This window comes from Bartonella sp. B1098 (assembly GCF_944896145.1).
Taxonomy (GTDB): Bacteria; Pseudomonadota; Alphaproteobacteria; order Rhizobiales; family Rhizobiaceae; genus Bartonella.
This window is the reverse complement of the sequence record NZ_CALYLP010000004.1, coordinates 142,337-158,525: the sequence shown is the minus strand read 5'-3', so window position 1 is coordinate 158,525 and position 16,189 is coordinate 142,337. Positions and strand designations below refer to the sequence as shown.

At 39.0% G+C, this 16,189-nt stretch carries 18 protein-coding genes; 6 read left to right on the top strand and 12 right to left on the bottom strand.

The window, feature by feature from the left end; translation table 11 throughout:
- Positions 1–132: 132 nt before the first annotated feature.
- The 6 genes from trmD (at position 133) to NNJ85_RS08205 (ending at position 5,398) form a co-directional block, all read left to right on the top strand.
- On the top strand, positions 133–831 hold the full coding sequence (gene trmD, locus NNJ85_RS08230; protein WP_254475131.1) for a tRNA (guanosine(37)-N1)-methyltransferase TrmD: 699 nt from the start codon (positions 133–135) through the stop codon (positions 829–831).
- Positions 832–1,041: 210 nt separating this feature from the next.
- Complete coding sequence (rplS, locus tag NNJ85_RS08225) at positions 1,042–1,470, top strand: 50S ribosomal protein L19 (RefSeq protein WP_254475129.1); 429 nt, start codon at positions 1,042–1,044, stop codon at positions 1,468–1,470.
- A 476-nt stretch (positions 1,471–1,946) separates the two neighbouring features.
- Positions 1,947–2,348, top strand: a complete 402-nt coding sequence (gene sdhC / locus NNJ85_RS08220) for a succinate dehydrogenase, cytochrome b556 subunit (protein ID WP_254475127.1) — start codon at positions 1,947–1,949, stop codon at positions 2,346–2,348.
- 18 nt (positions 2,349–2,366) lie between these two features.
- Positions 2,367–2,753 carry a succinate dehydrogenase, hydrophobic membrane anchor protein gene (gene sdhD / locus NNJ85_RS08215; RefSeq protein ID WP_254475125.1) on the top strand — a complete coding sequence of 129 codons (387 nt, stop codon included), beginning with the start codon at positions 2,367–2,369 and terminating at the stop codon, positions 2,751–2,753.
- A gap of 6 nt (positions 2,754–2,759) precedes the next feature.
- Positions 2,760–4,604 carry a succinate dehydrogenase flavoprotein subunit gene (gene sdhA / locus NNJ85_RS08210; protein ID WP_254475123.1) on the top strand — a complete coding sequence of 615 codons (1,845 nt, stop codon included), beginning with the start codon at positions 2,760–2,762 and terminating at the stop codon, positions 4,602–4,604.
- 14 nt (positions 4,605–4,618) lie between these two features.
- The gene (locus NNJ85_RS08205; protein WP_005774220.1) at positions 4,619–5,398 is read left to right on the top strand and encodes a succinate dehydrogenase iron-sulfur subunit; all 780 of its coding nucleotides are present in this window, start codon (positions 4,619–4,621) and stop codon (positions 5,396–5,398) included.
- 1,468 nt (positions 5,399–6,866) lie between these two features.
- Here the strand turns inward: NNJ85_RS08205 and virB11 are convergent.
- From virB11 to NNJ85_RS08145, 12 genes are all read right to left on the bottom strand, one after another.
- Positions 6,867–7,928 carry a P-type DNA transfer ATPase VirB11 gene (gene virB11 / locus NNJ85_RS08200; RefSeq protein ID WP_254475121.1) on the bottom strand — a complete coding sequence of 354 codons (1,062 nt, stop codon included), beginning with the start codon at positions 7,926–7,928 and terminating at the stop codon, positions 6,867–6,869.
- The gene (gene virB10, locus NNJ85_RS08195) at positions 7,903–9,045 is read right to left on the bottom strand and encodes a type IV secretion system protein VirB10 (RefSeq protein ID WP_254475119.1); all 1,143 of its coding nucleotides are present in this window, start codon (positions 9,043–9,045) and stop codon (positions 7,903–7,905) included. The genes virB11 and virB10 overlap by 26 nt, the downstream gene beginning before the upstream one ends.
- Positions 9,045–9,851 (bottom strand): P-type conjugative transfer protein VirB9, encoded by an 807-nt coding sequence (gene virB9 / locus NNJ85_RS08190; RefSeq protein WP_254475117.1) that lies wholly within the window; start codon positions 9,849–9,851, stop codon positions 9,045–9,047. The genes virB10 and virB9 overlap by 1 nt, the downstream gene beginning before the upstream one ends.
- A 13-nt stretch (positions 9,852–9,864) precedes the next feature.
- Positions 9,865–10,566, bottom strand: coding sequence for a virB8 family protein (locus NNJ85_RS08185; RefSeq protein ID WP_254475115.1), 702 nt, complete (start codon positions 10,564–10,566; stop codon positions 9,865–9,867).
- Positions 10,563–10,706: a TrwH protein gene (locus tag NNJ85_RS08180; RefSeq protein ID WP_254475109.1), complete on the bottom strand. Its 144-nt coding sequence runs from the start codon at positions 10,704–10,706 to the stop codon at positions 10,563–10,565. The genes NNJ85_RS08185 and NNJ85_RS08180 overlap by 4 nt, the downstream gene beginning before the upstream one ends.
- A gap of 245 nt (positions 10,707–10,951) precedes the next feature.
- Positions 10,952–11,797, bottom strand: coding sequence for a type IV secretion system protein (locus NNJ85_RS08175; RefSeq protein WP_254475101.1), 846 nt, complete (start codon positions 11,795–11,797; stop codon positions 10,952–10,954).
- Between the two features lie 181 nt (positions 11,798–11,978).
- Positions 11,979–12,722 (bottom strand): type IV secretion system protein, encoded by a 744-nt coding sequence (locus tag NNJ85_RS08170; RefSeq protein WP_254475113.1) that lies wholly within the window; start codon positions 12,720–12,722, stop codon positions 11,979–11,981.
- Positions 12,719–12,862: a TrwH protein gene (locus tag NNJ85_RS08165; RefSeq protein ID WP_254475109.1), complete on the bottom strand. Its 144-nt coding sequence runs from the start codon at positions 12,860–12,862 to the stop codon at positions 12,719–12,721. Before NNJ85_RS08165 ends, NNJ85_RS08170 begins: the two co-directional genes overlap by 4 nt.
- Before the next feature lie 245 nt (positions 12,863–13,107).
- Positions 13,108–13,953 (bottom strand): type IV secretion system protein, encoded by an 846-nt coding sequence (locus tag NNJ85_RS08160; protein WP_254475101.1) that lies wholly within the window; start codon positions 13,951–13,953, stop codon positions 13,108–13,110.
- Between the two features lie 215 nt (positions 13,954–14,168).
- Positions 14,169–14,930, bottom strand: a complete 762-nt coding sequence (locus NNJ85_RS08155) for a type IV secretion system protein (RefSeq protein ID WP_254475111.1) — start codon at positions 14,928–14,930, stop codon at positions 14,169–14,171.
- Positions 14,927–15,070, bottom strand: coding sequence for a TrwH protein (locus NNJ85_RS08150; RefSeq protein WP_254475109.1), 144 nt, complete (start codon positions 15,068–15,070; stop codon positions 14,927–14,929). The genes NNJ85_RS08155 and NNJ85_RS08150 overlap by 4 nt, the downstream gene beginning before the upstream one ends.
- A 245-nt stretch (positions 15,071–15,315) precedes the next feature.
- On the bottom strand, positions 15,316–16,161 hold the full coding sequence (locus NNJ85_RS08145) for a type IV secretion system protein (protein WP_254475101.1): 846 nt from the start codon (positions 16,159–16,161) through the stop codon (positions 15,316–15,318).
- Positions 16,162–16,189: the final 28 nt, after the last annotated feature.

Below are 16,189 nucleotides of genomic sequence, written 5' to 3'. Positions count from 1 at the left end.
TGAAAAGGACCCTATTGAATAGGTTGCAGGTTAAGAAGATTCCATATAACGCTATAGCGTTATATGGAATTGGTTTGTGTAATTTTGACTTTAAAAGAGTTTGTTGAATAAAATGAGGATGAAAAAACAAAAATGAAATTTCAAGCGCGCGTTTTAACTCTTTATCCTGAAATGTTTCCTGGTTTTTTAGGGTATTCTTTAGCAGGGCAAGCTTTAGAGCGCGGAATTTGGTCACTGGAGACAGTGCAGATTAGAGATTTTGCTTTGGATAAACACCATAGCGTTGATGATACACCTGCTGGTGGGGGGGCTGGTATGGTGATGCGGGCAGATGTCTTGGCAGCTGCGATTGATCATTGTCCACAGGATTCGCCAAGATTATTGATGAGTCCTCGTGGGCGGCCTTTTGATCAAGCTTATGCACGTCGTTTGGCTGGTGATTCGGGCGTAACATTGGTTTGTGGACGGTTTGAAGGCGTTGATGAGCGAGTTATAGAAGCACGGGAATTAGAAGAAGTTTCTATTGGTGATTATATTCTTTCAGGCGGTGAAACTGCCGCACTGGTTATCTTAGATGCTATTATCCGTCTTCTCCCCGGCGTGATGGGAAATAAAGCTTCTGCAAAGTGTGAAAGTTTTGAAAATGGTTTGCTGGAACATCCCCAATACACGCGCCCTTCTCTTTTCGAAGGACGAGAGATTCCGCCTGTGTTAACCTCAGGGCATCACAAAGCGATTGCAGATTGGCGTCAAAGCCAAGCCGAATTGTTAACACGTCAACGTCGTCCTGATCTTTATGTGCAGTATGATAAAAATCGTCAGAAAACTTGATTCATAGGATAAGGTGGTGTATTGCATGGCTCTCTTTTTGAGAGAATTTTGAATAAAAGGTTGTTTATAGTTCCAAAAGTAAAATGAAGGAATGGTGTATTCGCTCCTGTAATAAGGCATAGCCTAAAGAGCATCTTTTCGTAGAACAAGGCTTTTTGGGTAAGAGTTGAGCGCTCTGACTGTTCGATAAAGAACATGAAGGATTAAAAAATGAATATTATCGCACAGCTTGAAGCTGAACAATGTGCAAAAATTGAAGAAAAACGCCAATTTCCAGCCTTTAAACCAGGAGATACAGTCCGTGTTATGGTGCGTGTGACGGAAGGTACGCGGACGCGTGTTCAGGCTTATGAAGGCGTGTGTATTGCGCGTTCCGGCGGTGGGTTGAATGAGACCTTTACAGTCCGCAAGATTTCTTATGGTGAAGGGGTCGAACGTGTCTTTCCTGTTTATTCTCCTTTGATTGAAGCTGTTGAGCTGGTGCGTCGTGGTAAAGTGCGTCGAGCAAAACTCTATTATCTTCGTGGTCTGAGAGGTAAAGCCGCCCGTATTGCTGAAAAGAGAGATTATCGAAAAAAAGCTGAAAAAGTAGAAACAGCCTCTGTAAGCGCAGATGTTGAAATGCACGTTGCTGAGTAAAAATTATATCGGTTAAACTTTATGCAAAAGCGGCTTTTATGCTGCTTAGTTGTGTCTTTTATGATTCGTGTTGTCATTTAAAAGGCTTAGAGAGGGCATAAAAATGTTTAATCTATCCAAATTTTGTCTCTTTTTTATTCTTAATAATGGATGAAGCGCAGGGTATCATTGCACATGTCGTGGATACTCAAACGGAGTAAGTATAGTTTAAAAAAATGTCTGTTTATATTTGATAAAAGCTGTTAGACCTTTGACGTTAAGATGAAAGTGTATTAAATTAAAGCGAGTTTTACGGATCATATCCGTGGAGTGATCGGTTTTTTTTGTGCGTGACCTTTAATCCGTTATTTGAGATAACCGACCTGTAATATCGGTATCTTGAGATGCCAAATAAGTAAAAACGAGATAATGTATCGGGTCGTTTCGTGCGAACTTTCTCGTTCATTGCGGTTGCAAAAACCAGGTCAGGATATTTTATGATAGAGACAACTAGGATAAAAGAACGCCCTCGTTCCCCTCATATAAGTATTTATCGTTGGACAATTACTATGGCCATGTCCATTGCACATCGCATCACGGGTATGGCCCTTTATGTTGGAACGATTTTTTTTGCTGTTTGGTTAATGGCTATTGCATGTGGCGAGGAGGTATTTAGAACAGTTCGCGAGATTTATAGTTCTTGGTTTGGATTGTGTATTTTGTTTCTTTATACTTTGGCAGGAGTCCATCACATGGTTGGTGGGCTTCGCCACATTGTGTGGGATCTGAAGCCTTGCCTTTTGGCAAAAGAAAAGGCAACAGTTACTGCTTGGGCGACAGTGTTTATTTCTCTTATTGTTACTTTTGCAATTTGGATTATTGGGTATACCGTTGTTTAGCTGGGGGTAAAAAGAGCCATGAAAAAAGATTTTCGAACGGAACTTGGAAAAGTACGAGGGCGTGGGAGTGCGCATGAAGGTACAGAGCATTTTTGGCGAGAACGTTTAACAGGGTTTATTAATCTACCGCTTTTAATCTTTTTTATTGTTCTTATTCTTTCGCTTGTGGGCAAGGACTATAGTATTGTGCGTGCAAGGCTTGCACATCCTATTGTGGCTATTTTGATGGGATTGATGACTCTTTCAGTCCTTTATCATATGAAACTTGTTATGCAGGTGGTGATTGAAGACTATATTCCACGCGAAGGTTTCCGGTTATTCTTTTTAACATTAAATATTTTATTTTGTTTTTTCATGGGCGGTGTCATTATTTTTTCTCTTTTAAAAATTGCATTAGGGGGTTAAACAAATATGGCGGGTACAAGATCATCTTTGGGCGCTAAAGCAGGTAACGCTCCTTATCACACTGTAGATCATAAATTTGATGTTGTTGTTGTTGGGGCAGGTGGTGCAGGATTACGTGCAACACTGGGTATGGCAGAACAAGGATTAAAGACAGCTTGTATCACGAAGGTTTTTCCAACTCGCTCACACACGGTTGCAGCACAAGGGGGAATTGCCGCATCGCTTTCAAATATGGGACCTGACAATTGGCAGTGGCATTTATATGATACCGTGAAAGGCTCTGATTGGTTGGGCGATACCGATGCAATGGAATATTTGGTGCGTAATGCCCCTGCTGCTGTGTATGAATTAGAACATTATGGCGTTCCTTTTTCCCGAACGCAAGAAGGCAAAATTTATCAACGTCCCTTTGGTGGACATACGACACAATTTGGTGAAGGTCCACCTGTTCAACGGACTTGTGCTGCAGCAGATCGTACAGGCCATGCCATTTTGCATACGCTTTATGGACAAAGTTTAAAGCATAATGCGCAATTTTTTATTGAATATTTTGCACTCGATCTTATCATGACCGATGGGGTTTGTACGGGGGTTGTGGCGTGGAATCTCGATGATGGTACAATACACCGTTTTTCTGCTAAGATGGTTGTTCTTGCAACTGGTGGTTATGGACGTGCTTATTTTTCTGCAACATCGGCGCATACCTGTACGGGTGATGGGGGTGGAATGATCACACGGGCTGGATTACCCCTTCAGGATATGGAATTTGTGCAATTCCATCCTACAGGCATTTATGGTTCTGGCTGTCTCATTACAGAGGGTGCTCGTGGGGAAGGGGGCTATTTAATCAATTCTGAAGGTGAACGCTTTATGGAGCGCTATGCTCCTTCCTTTAAGGATTTGGCTTCACGCGATTTGGTTTCACGTTGTATCACGCTTGAAATTCGTGAAGGGCGTGGCGTTGGACCTAAGAAGGATCATATTCATTTGGTTCTCAATCATATTGATCCTGCAATCTTACACGAGCGTTTACCAGGGATTTCTGAATCCGCCCGAATCTTTGCAGGGGTGGATGTCACAAAAGAACCGATCCCCATCTTGCCAACGGTTCATTATAATATGGGCGGGATTCCTACCAACTACTACGGAGAAGTTCTCAATCCAACAGCTGATTCGCCTGATCGTATTCAGCCAGGACTGATGGCAGTGGGTGAAGCGGGATGTGCTTCTGTTCATGGTGCTAACCGCTTGGGATCAAATTCATTGATTGATCTTGTGGTGTTTGGGCGTGCTGCTGCCATTCGTGCGGGGGAAGTTATTGATCGGAATGCAGAAATTCCGCCTTTGAATGAAGAAGCTGTTGACGAAATTATGGCACGTTTTGATCGTTTACGTTTTGCACAGGGAGCGATACCAACAGCTCTATTGCGTGAGAAAATGCAACGCACCATGCAAGAAGATGCAGCAGTCTTCCGTACAGAAGATTCTTTGCAACAGGGATGCCAACGGATGAATAAAATCTGGGAGGAATTGTCTGACCTTAAAGTCACAGATCGTTCCATGATATGGAATTCTGATTTGGTTGAAACCTTAGAGCTTCAAAATCTCATGGCAAATGCGATCATGACTGTTCATTCTGCGGCAGCACGTTTAGAAAGCCGTGGTGCTCACGCCCGTGAAGATTATCCAGAGCGTGATGATAAAAATTGGCGAAAACATACCCTTTCACATTTATCAAAAGAAGGTAAGGTGACGTTATCATATCGACCTGTCCATGTGGAGCCATTAACATCTGAAGCTGATGGTGGAATCGATTTAAAGCGCATTGCACCTAAAAAACGGGTCTATTAAGGGGAGAATGAAATATGGTACAAATTAAACTTCCCAAAAATTCTCAAGTAAAACCAGGAAAGGTTTGGCCTAAACCTGAAGGTGCTACAAAACTGACAGAATTTCACGTGTATCGTTGGTCGCCTGATGATGAGGAAAATCCCCATCTGGATACCTATTATGTGGATCGTTCTGCTTGTGGTCCTATGATTCTTGATGGGCTTTTGTTCATTAAAAACCATATTGACCCGACTTTGACACTGCGTCGATCTTGCCGTGAAGGCATCTGTGGTTCCTGTGCGATGAATATTGATGGAACCAATACATTGGCTTGTACCAAAGGTATGGATGATGTAAAGCACCCCATTAAGGTCTATCCTTTGCCTTCCATGCCAGTCGTGAAAGATTTGGTTCCTGATTTAAAGCGCTTTTATGCTCAACACAGAGTCATTGAACCTTGGTTGCAAACTGTTTCGCCTGAACCTGCAAAAGAGTGGTTACAAAGTCACTCCGATCGCCAAAAAATTGATGGTCTTTATGAATGTATTTTGTGCGCCTGTTGTCAAACATCATGTCCAAGTTATTGGTGGAATGGTGATCGTTATTTGGGGCCCGCTGTTTTGCTCCAAGCTTATCGTTGGATTGCTGATTCACGTGATGAGATGTGTGGTGAACGTCTGGATAATTTAGAAGATCCTTTCCGCCTTTATCGCTGTCATACGATTATGAATTGTGCACAAACTTGTCCAAAAGGATTAAATCCAGCAAAAGCGATTGCTGAAATTAAAAAACTCATGGTTGAACGTCGCCTTTAAAAATAACGCCTTCATGAAAGTGAAGGTTAAGGTTAGAAATAGTATGTGCCTTTAGAGATTTAATCTCTAAGAGCCCATTGGCTTCCATAAGATGGTCAACATAATTATTATTGCTTAAAAAAAACATGAGTCTTTCGGTTAAAATAGATACTTAAAACAGCATGTTATGTAAAAATAATATCCTGTGTGTTTTTATTTGCATTAAATCTGTATCAAAATTTTCACTTTAATGTATGATTCACTTAATCGTTTTTTATAAAAAAGCTTATCTTACAATAGGGCAAAAAGACACAGAATAATACAAACATTATAACGCATGTAAATTATTCAAATGAAATAATAAAGGAATGACGATAGTTCGTAATTTTACGATACGTTTATTATAATATCGAAAATACTGCTGATATGCAGTGATTGAGGGCTTTTGATATCATCATCCCATATATTTAAAGGTCATATTTTGTTTTAGGCATTCGATTGTTAAGTACATTAAAAAAACAAAATTTATAGTTCTCAAAATCGGAGAGCATAAAATCCACTCTCTATTATTCTGATAGATTATATAATTAAGGGGGAGTTGTTTAAAACTATTATAACGTCAAACGATTTGAATTTATTAGAGAGCCCAAAAGGCTTTTGAGGAGATATCAAATTTATATAAGTTTAATCCTTATTTTTCAGTATAAAATACATTTCTTAATATAAAAGAGAGCTCTACAATTATTAATGATATGATCCGTTATTCTTTATGTATTTATTTGGTTGTGCTGTAAAATACCGTCATTTGCGATGTGGTGCTTAAAGTGGTTAAAAGTTGACCCTGCTAGGCAAAGAGACAGAGAGTTAAAGATCAGTTTGGGTTGAGAAGTTTAATCCTTTGGGCTGGGGATATGAGTCCCACGTGATATGGTTAGCAAAGCTTTCTTTAGAGAAATTTGATTGTTTACAAGCTAGTATAGGATAAGAATCTTTCTTCTTCCGAGGAAGATCGATATGTCACTATACTTTTTATTCCCGAATGAAATGTGATTTATAGATGCTCAATCAGAATGATACTATACTTATATTGGGTTCTCTGTATCTGGAGATTGTTTGATTTAAAAAATATTTATTGATCGCTTAAAATAAGCTTTTGTCTTGATGATGATAATTATTGGTGATGATCGGTATCTGTTTCATGAAGTTCTTATTGATAGGCGAATCAAAATTTATTTTTTCTCTTTTGCATTAAGTATACATTTTTAAAAGATAAATCGAGAGAATGAACAAAGATAAAAGAATAAAACCTCATATGCGATTTTGTTTTCTTTTGAAGTTTTTATCTGTTCGCTTTTTTCTTTTTTTGTTCATGAAGAGTGTAGAAAATACATTTGAGAAGCAAAGAGAAGAGGAATATTCAATAAAAAGCCGTAACAATTGGTTACGGCTTTTTTTATTTGTGTGCTCTTATCGAGAGTGTAATCCTTATTTAAGCGATTTTTGATTTAGCAAAAATCGGGTCGTAAAAGATTTCAGAAAGCTTTCTATCTTTAAAGAACAACACGACATCAACTGTTGTGTAAAGAACAATCTTGATCATTTCTATCTCGAGTTGGCGGCCAATTTCTGATCTTTTAATCAAGGTGGCACAGCGCTCAAATGTCTGCAAAGCGCTGTTGGCATGCGTCGTTGTAATCGATCCAGGATGACCTGTGTTGAGTGAATTGAGATATTCCCATGCTTCATTGCCTCGTAATTCAGCAAGAAAAATTCTGTCAGGCGATTGACGCATACAGGCATCTAAGCATTCTTCAGCTGAAACACGACCTACATTGTTACCATAAATCATATTTACATGATTAGGATGATTGGGTAGAAAAAGTTCATGAACATCTTCAATCGTGATAATACGCTCTTCTACAGGGACTTTTTCAATGAGCGAGCGGGCAAATGTTGTTTTCCCCGATCCTGTCTTGCCGGCAATGATAATGTTGCGTTTGTGAAGGACGCATTCTTCCAAAAATTCAAGAATTTTTCCTTCACGTTTACGTTGTAAGAGCTGAACTTCAAATGGTTCCAACCGCGTGAAGTCATGCTTCGATAACAAGTTATTGGCTTCTTTTGCTGAAGGTTTGTTAAAACTTACATCAGAAAAATTATCAAAAGCCCCTTCTTCTTTGAGTTCTTCTAACGTCTTAACGATAAGGGAATGTTTACGAATCACAAAGGAAAGAGAACCATCAACGACAGCTGGCGTTTGGATAATTGTACCACGTTGTCCACCAGGCAAGAGCACATAATTAATACTTCTGGGAGCCATTCCGTTATAAACGATAATCGCTGTAATAAGCGTTTGCAAAAAAACTGTTGTTAACTCAGGTACGCTATGGACCTGCCACCCGTTGAAGCTTTTTGTCCATACTTCACAGGGGCGGCAGATCGATAATTCAGTGATCTTCGGATCTTCTAAGAAACGATCAAGCGGTTGCAAAAGCTGAGAAACAGCTTGATCTTTTTGTATTGGATTAACGTGTGACGAGACTGTAGACATCGCTGAAATCCAGATCACGAGCAACAAAAATATTCACTCGTTCGCCTTGGTGTTTGTAAAGAGTTGGTGTGATATTGATGGAATTTTGAAGAACATCGGCTACTATCGATTCAGCATTCTGAGCACCTTGAGGTTGTGATTTCTCTTTATCTTCTTTGCTACTTTTATTGATTTTACCTCTCACCCATTCTCCTAAATCACCGATGATACTCACCATAATTGCACCACTAAATCGCTCCCAAAAGTGTCTATCAACCCAGCCACCAATACCCGCTTCACCAAGAGGACCTGTACCGGGTGAGTCAAGATTGACAATAACTCCAGAAGGGGTTTCAATGCGTAACCATTGTACAAACACACGTGTTTGTCCTTGCTGTAAGCCACTTTGGTAAAAACCAACGACTTTAGAACCACGGTCAAGCAAAACAACACGACCACTTGTAGAATAAATATCCCGTGTTAAATGACATGTCGTCATTCCTGGTTGTGACGTGATGATTTTTGTTTCTAATGTACAATCTATTTGCGTTCCTTGTGTAATTAAGAGATCACGGTTATGAAGTTGCGCTGCATGTGATTGACCTAAACGTACAGGTTGGAGATTTAATGCACCACTGTCATCATTCGATGTTTTATTGTCTGTATACGTAGATCCTTCACTCCCACCATTGTTAAGACTAGAACTAAGCATACGCTTACGCGCTAATTCTTCAGAATCTTGGAGCATATGTGGGGGAATGGTTGTTTGAAGAAGTTTAGCTAAGGCTGGTGAAATATCTAGGCTTGAATCTTCAGTTTGTGTTGGTTTTTCTTCTTCTACAGGTTTTGGCTCTTCTATAACCCGAGGGATATAGCTCGGTATAATTTGCTGTACCGTTTGTTGTGGTTTTTCTTCCTCTACTTCCACGGTATTACCCATTTTTAAAGCTTTCCAAGTTAAAGCAATTGGTACCGCTACTATGACAATAAGTCCTACAATTAACAATGCACGGGTCCCTGGAATTGTCGGACGATGATCTGAACCCAGTTCGGAGCTCCCATAAGCATCTTCAATATGTTTTTGCTCTATATTGTCCAGTTTTCTACCTTTTTCATCTCCTTCCTTATTGTCAAACATTATTTTCCTCCTTTATTGATACGATAAACTACCGAAGATACCGTTCCAGTTGTGTTTGGTATACCATGGGGGTCATAGGCCTCATTAAAAACAGCGAGCGCGCGTTTACCAAGTCGTATGAGCCATTTAGGATTAACTTTATGAACGGCGATAATATCATTAGAACTACCGACAACAGTACGTGGTATTAAGCTTTCATTCCCTTCAGCATCTACGACATAAATCGATGGCATATCCATGTTAGCAGGAAACTTGAAGTAAGTAATACGCCCATTGTCCCAAGCATTGATCGGAGCAATATCTTGATGACCGCTCATGGTGTAACTGAGATTATAGCCCTTCACGCTTTGGTGAAAACCACGTTCAATCGCAAGGCGTCGGTTGTTTTCTTCTGACTTTTCATCGGTTGAATCGGGATAATGGAAAGCCAATTCATAGGTTGATCCCGCACGGTCATTTCGAAATTGTAGTCGGAATTTGTAACTCCGTTTGTCAGTTACAACGATGAGATTGGTATTGGCAAGTTCTGCTTTTGGCTTAATAAAAATATGCCGCCCTTTATGCGCAAAGGCATAGGCTTCTGAATCACCAAAGGCATGAGTGATATATTGTTCACCTTCTTCAAGAATAATATGTGTTGCTACTCCAAGAACTGTTTCAATTTGAACCACATCGGCTTCGTTATAAGTTATATAGCGAATGCGGTGATCATATTGTGAATTTGATGGACTTTTGAGTGCCTGAACAGGTACCGTATAAAGAGAAGAAAACGAAGACAATAGAACAACGAATGCAAGTTTTTTCATAACAATCAATTCCTTAATCATTCAACAGTATTTCTGGGTCAGAACGGTAACTTGTTACTTGAAAACCAAGGGGGTTAAGCAATCGGGCAGATGATTTCATAGGTGCACCGACATAGGTATAACCAATTGTTGCAATCTGGTGCTGTTTTGGTCCAGTAGCAGCACCGCTGCTGTCAAGTTGTTGAGTCGTAAAACGTACAGTTGCTTGACCAAGGCCATTAGGCTGGATTGATCGTACTTTAACTGTGATACGTGCTTTGTTGGAAAGCATTTTATCTCGTGCATTTTCCCCATCATAGATTTTATAATATTCTTGCTGAACAGAAGATGCACTTAAAAGTGCTGTTGTGTCATAGTTCAGTTGAATGGTATCGTAGTCATAAGTTTCGCGGTTAAGTACATATTGGTTGAGCCAATATCTATCTACAACTTCACCATAGCTTTCTTCGTGCTCGCGCATAATTGAGATAACATCAACAGCACCCGTCGTATTATCAACGCGTAACACTAAAGGTGTAGGCGCTGGTTGGGAAAATCCAATGACGCCACATATCATACCGAATAAGCCCAAAAGACCAACCGCACTTGCTACACGCCACGCCGTTCTGCGCGACTTTACAAATTCGCTTATCAGATCCCGTTCTAGACCACGGCTTTCTTCGTAATAACTGCTAAGTTGTTCGGCTTTCACTGGTTTTGCTTGTTTTGTTTTCATCTGTCTCCTCGCTTAATTTCGGCAGGGATTGTTTTATTAATAGGCACACGGTTCCTATCATTGGGTTGTTTGAGCTTTGGTGCTAATGCACAAGCCGATAAAAGGTTTGCAATCAAAATCATCAGAATGATATTTTTCATTTTAATATTACTCTTTTTTACTGTTAGTTGCATCCTAACATTTATTATCATTATTTCCATTTTGAATGTAAAGTAAAGTGCATAGTGTATAATTATTTTACTTTTCTTAATTTCATTTTTTATATTGATGAAAATAGCCCTATTTCACTGCAAATATTTTTCACTGCAAGATTGGATATCTTGATTATTTTGTCCTATGGATATTCAGGGTGCCTGTTAGGGGAATCATTACCTTTGGTTATCCTCTAGTTTTTATGTTTCCATAGATGTCCAAATGTCATGCCTTTTGCGAGAGAATTGGCAATGCTTGATAGTTTGAGTAACAGCATGATGGATATAATGGAGAGGATAAGCGCTCCCCCAAACATGAAGCTTATATTTTGTTGGTCATCGAGTTTCATATCAGCCAAATAGTTTGCAAAGATAGTCATCATCACATTAAAGACAGTGGCTAAGAGTAGAAAGAGGATTATATAGCTCAGGACTTGGATTAACCATTGCTGGAAAAGGCGATGGGTTGGTTGCCAAAGCAAAGCGGTGATAAAGAATGGGCCAAGTCCCACGAGAAGCGTAATAGCGATTTTTGTCAGTATAACGAGCCCCCCACCGATTGCGACGACGAAGCTTGTTGCCAGCAAGATGAGGATGCCTAAGAGACTGTAAAGTAGCCCATTGGCTTCGAAGAAGACGGTTTCTTCGAAGAGACGACCTGCATATTGAAATCCCCCAGTTGCTGTTTTGTCAAGCAAGTTCATTAATTGTGTCTCAGTGAGCGGATTTGACATGAGCGCTTTTGATAAATCATAGGGCATTTGAGTTATCAAATTTGCAATGTCACTTTGATAAAGTCCTGTGGTTAGAGCGATTGAAGTAATAATACTTATACGCAGGAAACGGTTTACAAATCCGGAGAGTGGCATATCTATAGCGCCACGAATGATAAGCCATCCATAGATGAGGAAAGTGATTGTAAGACCGATTGATACAAAGGGGGTAATTGTGACAATTGCTTTTGAGGAAATATCCGCGACATATGTTTTTGTTATCTGATCAATTTTACTGAAAAGTTGCGTGAACACAGTGAAGCTCATGGCATTCCTCTTTAACGAATTTTTAATTCTTTAACACCTTGGAACATCGATAAATGCTAGACGTTTCATTTGCATTGATACATTGCTTAAATTTTCATCACGGTATTTTGGTTTTGATAAAATCTCTGTACCGTTCTGAATTGTTGAGATAGTCTTGAACCCTCTGCATGGGTCCTTGTTTTCATCGTATGATAGGCATTCTCTGTTTGTTATGGTTAAAAAATTTCATATCAAGTTCGCGTCTTTTTCTTTTGATCAGTGATTGCTCAGCGTTACGTATATGCGCTACCATTTGCATCTTTATGGATTCATTCTGGATCATAGCCAATGAACCATCGATATGTGCTTGAAGATCTGCAATATCTTTCAGGTTTTCTTTTGTTTGAAGTTCGTCGAATAGATTTTGGAGGTATTCAAAACGACTTTCTACATTTTCAAAACTTTTTAAAGTTACAGCTTTATCGAGAATCGACAAAAAGCTTAAACGCGCAAAAATAGCTTTTCTTATTTTTCCAAAATTCCCAGAAACTTTGTTTTCATCCTCCAATATCTTTTGATATGATTCCCTTGAAAGATTATCTCTTTTGTAGAGCGCTTCTGGCTCTTTAAGAAAAAAACTAGGAAAATCTATTTTCTGAGATCCCGTTTTCTGACTCTTTGTTATAGCCTGATAGGCTTTTTCTGTTTGTGAAAGTTGCTCTTTTTTCAACTCAAGCTGTTTTGTTAAGAGCTTAATAATTTCCCCTTTTTGTAAGAGCTGAATAATCTCCAGATATTCTGCTGATGGAGCAGAATTCTGTACGTTTACGTGTGAGTTATCGGATTGTGAGGGTTCATAACTTACTGTTGTCTCTGCATTTGCTGGAGCTAGATTCAGCATTACCAAAAGGGTAATCATTCCTGTTTTAATAAACTGCTTTCTCATCTGTCTCCTCGCTTAATTTCGGCAGGGATTGTTTTATTAATAGGCACACGGTTCCTATCATTGGGTTGTTTGAGCTTTGGTGCTAATGCACAAGCCGATAAAAGGTTTGCAATCAAAATCATCAGAATGATATTTTTCATTTTAATATTACTCTTTTTTACTGTTAGTTGCATCCTAACATTTATTATCATTATTTCCATTTTGAATGTAAAGTAAAGTGCATAGTGTATAATTATTTTACTTTTCTTAATTTCATTTTTTATATTGATGAAAATAGCCCTATTTCACTGCAAATATTTTTCACTGCAAGATTGGATATCTTGATTATTTTGTCCTATGGATATTCAGGGTGCCTGTTAGGGGAATCATTACCTTTGGTTATCCTCTAGTTTTTATGTTTCCATAGATGTCCAAATGTCATGCCTTTTGCGAGAGAATTGGCAATGCTTGATAGTTTGAGTAACAGCATGATGGATATAATGGAGAGGATAAGCGCTCCCCCAAACATGAAGCTTATATTTTGTTGGTCATCGAGTTTCATATCAGCCAAATAGTTTGCAAAGATAGTCATCATCACATTAAAGACAGTGGCTAAGAGTAGAAAGAGGATTATATAGCTCAGGACTTGGATTAACCATTGCTGGAAAAGGCGATGGGTTGGTTGCCAAAGCAAAGCGGTGATAAAGAATGGGCCAAGTCCCACGAGAAGCGTAATAGCGATTTTTGTCAGTATAACAAGCCCCCCACCGATTGCGACGACGAAGCTTGTTGCCAGCAAGATGAGGATACCTAAGAGACTGTAAAGTAGCCCATTGGCTTCGAAGAAGACGGTTTCTTCGAAGAGACGACCTGCATATTGAAATCCCCCAGTTGCTGTTTTGTCAAGCAAGTTCATTAATTGTGTCTCAGTGAGCGGATTTGACATGAGCGCTTTTGATAAATCATAGGGCATTTGAGTTATCAAATTTGCAATGTCACTTTGATAAAGTCCTGTGGTTAGAGCGATTGAAGTAATAATACTTATACGCAGGAAACGGTTTACAAATCCGGAGAGTGGCATATCTATAGCGCCACGAATGATAAGCCATCCATAGATGAGGAAAGTGATTGTAAGACCGATTGATACAAAGGGGGTAATTGTGACAATTGCTTTTGAGGAAATATCCGCGACATATGTTTTTGTTATCTGATCAATTTTACTGAAAAGTTGCGTGAACACAGTGAAGCTCATGGCATTCCTCTTTAACGAATTTTTAATTCTTTAACACCTTGGAACATCGATAAATGCTAGACGTTTCATTTGCATTGATACATTGCTTAAATTTTCATCACGGTATTTTGGTTTTGATAAAATCTCTGTACCGTTCTGAATTGTTGAGATAGTCTTGAACCCTCTGCATGGGTCCTTGTTTTCATGAAAAAAAGCAAATGTTGTAAACAGCTTCATTAGTTAAATTTTATTTCAGGCACATTTCGGTTTTCAGAGTTTATAATTTTTCCATACAATTTACGTTTTTGTATTTCGATAAGAAGCTCTTCATTATTGCTTAAATTCTTGACCATTTGTAGCTTTGCATATTCATTTTGGAGCATGGCTGACATATTTCTGATGCGTGTTTGCAGCTCGAAGACTTCTCTTAAATCTTTTGTTTGATCTATATCATTTACGAAATTGGCAATTTGTGTAAAGCGCTTTTCTGCATCTTGGAAAGTTTGCAAACTTACGGCTTTATCGACAATTCCATTGTAGTTAAGACGCGTATTAATTATTTTGCGCATCTTCTCCAGGGGCAGGTGCCAAAAGGTGAACCTTTGCTCTTCTTTCTGAGTAGAAAGTATAAGCTCTTTGAAATAATTATCATTGTGGGATAGCAGAGCATCCGGGTTCTGGAAGTTTGCGTGGGCGTCTGGGTAGATAGACGAACCTCGTAAGAAAAAACTCTGATTCTCTCCTATTGTTGGTTTTTGTATTCTACTTCCTGTTATAGACTGATGAACTTTTTTCGCCTTTTCAATCTGCTCGTTAGCTGTTGTGATTTGTTGATTTAACAAGTCAATAATTTTCAGATATTCTTCTTTTGAAAAAGGGAAAGGAGACTGAACAGTTGAACCTTGATTCCCAGAACCCCAACTAAAGTTAGACGTTAGAGTTAGATTCAGCACTGCCAAAAGGGTAATCATTCCTGTTTTAATAAACTGCTTTCTCATCTGTCTCCTCGCTTAATTTCGGCAGGGATTGTTTTATTAATAGGCACACGGTTCCTATCATTGGGTTGTTTGAGCTTTGGTGCTAATGCACAAGCCGATAAAAGGTTTGCAATCAAAATCATCAGAATGATATTTTTCATTTTAATATTACTCTTTTTTACTGTTAGTTGCATCCTAACATTTATTATCATTATTTCCATTTTGAATGTAAAGTAAAGTGCATAGTGTATAATTATTTTACTTTTCTTAATTTCATTTTTTATATTGATGAAAATAGCCCTATTTCACTGCAAATATTTTTCACTGCAAGATTGGATATCTTGATTATTTTGTCCTATGGATATTCAGGGTGCCTGTTAGGGGAATCATTACCTTTGGTTATCCTCTAGTTTTTATGTTTCCATAGATGTCCAAATGTCATGCCTTTTGCGAGAGAATTGGCAATGCTTGATAGTTTGAGTAACAGCATGATGGATATAATGGAGAGGATAAGCGCTCCCCCAAACATGAAGCTTATATTTTGTTGGTCATCGAGTTTCATATCAGCCAAATAGTTTGCAAAGATAGTCATCATCACATTAAAGACAGTGGCTAAGAGTAGAAAGAGGATTATATAGCTCAGGACTTGGATTAACCATTGCTGGAAAAGGCGATGGGTTGGTTGCCAAAGCAAAGCGGTGATAAAGAATGGGCCAAGTCCCACGAGAAGCGTAATAGCGATTTTTGTCAGTATAACGAGCCCCCCACCGATTGCGACGACGAAGCTTGTTGCCAGCAAGATGAGGATGCCTAAGAGACTGTAAAGTAGCCCATTGGCTTCGAAGAAGACGGTTTCTTCGAAGAGACGACCTGCATATTGAAATCCCCCAGTTGCTGTTTTGTCAAGCAAGTTCATTAATTGTGTCTCAGTGAGCGGATTTGACATGAGCGCTTTTGATAAATCATAGGGCATTTGAGTTATCAAATTTGCAATGTCACTTTGATAAAGTCCTGTGGTTAGAGCGATTGAAGTAATAATACTTATACGCAGGAAACGGTTTACAAATCCGGAGAGTGGCATATCTATAGCGCCACGAATGATAAGCCATCCATAGATGAGGAAAGTGATTGTAAGACCGATTGATACAAAGGGGGTAATTGTGACAATTGCTTTTGAGGAAATATCCGCGACATATGTTTTTGTTATCTGATCAATTTTACTGAAAAGTTGCGTGAACACAGTGAAGCTCATGGCATTCCTCTTTAACGAATTTTTAATT

What these genes read in the sequence shown, in the direction of transcription:
- trmD (WP_254475131.1), top strand. Translation starts at nt 133, where the DNA reads ATGAAATTTCAAGCGCGCGTTTTAACTCTTTATCCTGAAATGTTTCCT.
- rplS (WP_254475129.1), top strand. Translation starts at nt 1,042, where the DNA reads ATGAATATTATCGCACAGCTTGAAGCTGAACAATGTGCAAAAATTGAA.
- sdhC (WP_254475127.1), top strand. Translation starts at nt 1,947, where the DNA reads ATGATAGAGACAACTAGGATAAAAGAACGCCCTCGTTCCCCTCATATA.
- sdhD (WP_254475125.1), top strand. Translation starts at nt 2,367, where the DNA reads ATGAAAAAAGATTTTCGAACGGAACTTGGAAAAGTACGAGGGCGTGGG.
- sdhA (WP_254475123.1), top strand. Translation starts at nt 2,760, where the DNA reads ATGGCGGGTACAAGATCATCTTTGGGCGCTAAAGCAGGTAACGCTCCT.
- NNJ85_RS08205 (WP_005774220.1), top strand. Translation starts at nt 4,619, where the DNA reads ATGGTACAAATTAAACTTCCCAAAAATTCTCAAGTAAAACCAGGAAAG.
- virB11 (WP_254475121.1), bottom strand. Translation starts at nt 7,928, where the DNA reads ATGTCTACAGTCTCGTCACACGTTAATCCAATACAAAAAGATCAAGCT.
- virB10 (WP_254475119.1), bottom strand. Translation starts at nt 9,045, where the DNA reads ATGTTTGACAATAAGGAAGGAGATGAAAAAGGTAGAAAACTGGACAAT.
- virB9 (WP_254475117.1), bottom strand. Translation starts at nt 9,851, where the DNA reads ATGAAAAAACTTGCATTCGTTGTTCTATTGTCTTCGTTTTCTTCTCTT.
- NNJ85_RS08185 (WP_254475115.1), bottom strand. Translation starts at nt 10,566, where the DNA reads ATGAAAACAAAACAAGCAAAACCAGTGAAAGCCGAACAACTTAGCAGT.
- NNJ85_RS08180 (WP_254475109.1), bottom strand. Translation starts at nt 10,706, where the DNA reads ATGAAAAATATCATTCTGATGATTTTGATTGCAAACCTTTTATCGGCT.
- NNJ85_RS08175 (WP_254475101.1), bottom strand. Translation starts at nt 11,797, where the DNA reads ATGAGCTTCACTGTGTTCACGCAACTTTTCAGTAAAATTGATCAGATA.
- NNJ85_RS08170 (WP_254475113.1), bottom strand. Translation starts at nt 12,722, where the DNA reads ATGAGAAAGCAGTTTATTAAAACAGGAATGATTACCCTTTTGGTAATG.
- NNJ85_RS08165 (WP_254475109.1), bottom strand. Translation starts at nt 12,862, where the DNA reads ATGAAAAATATCATTCTGATGATTTTGATTGCAAACCTTTTATCGGCT.
- NNJ85_RS08160 (WP_254475101.1), bottom strand. Translation starts at nt 13,953, where the DNA reads ATGAGCTTCACTGTGTTCACGCAACTTTTCAGTAAAATTGATCAGATA.
- NNJ85_RS08155 (WP_254475111.1), bottom strand. Translation starts at nt 14,930, where the DNA reads ATGAGAAAGCAGTTTATTAAAACAGGAATGATTACCCTTTTGGCAGTG.
- NNJ85_RS08150 (WP_254475109.1), bottom strand. Translation starts at nt 15,070, where the DNA reads ATGAAAAATATCATTCTGATGATTTTGATTGCAAACCTTTTATCGGCT.
- NNJ85_RS08145 (WP_254475101.1), bottom strand. Translation starts at nt 16,161, where the DNA reads ATGAGCTTCACTGTGTTCACGCAACTTTTCAGTAAAATTGATCAGATA.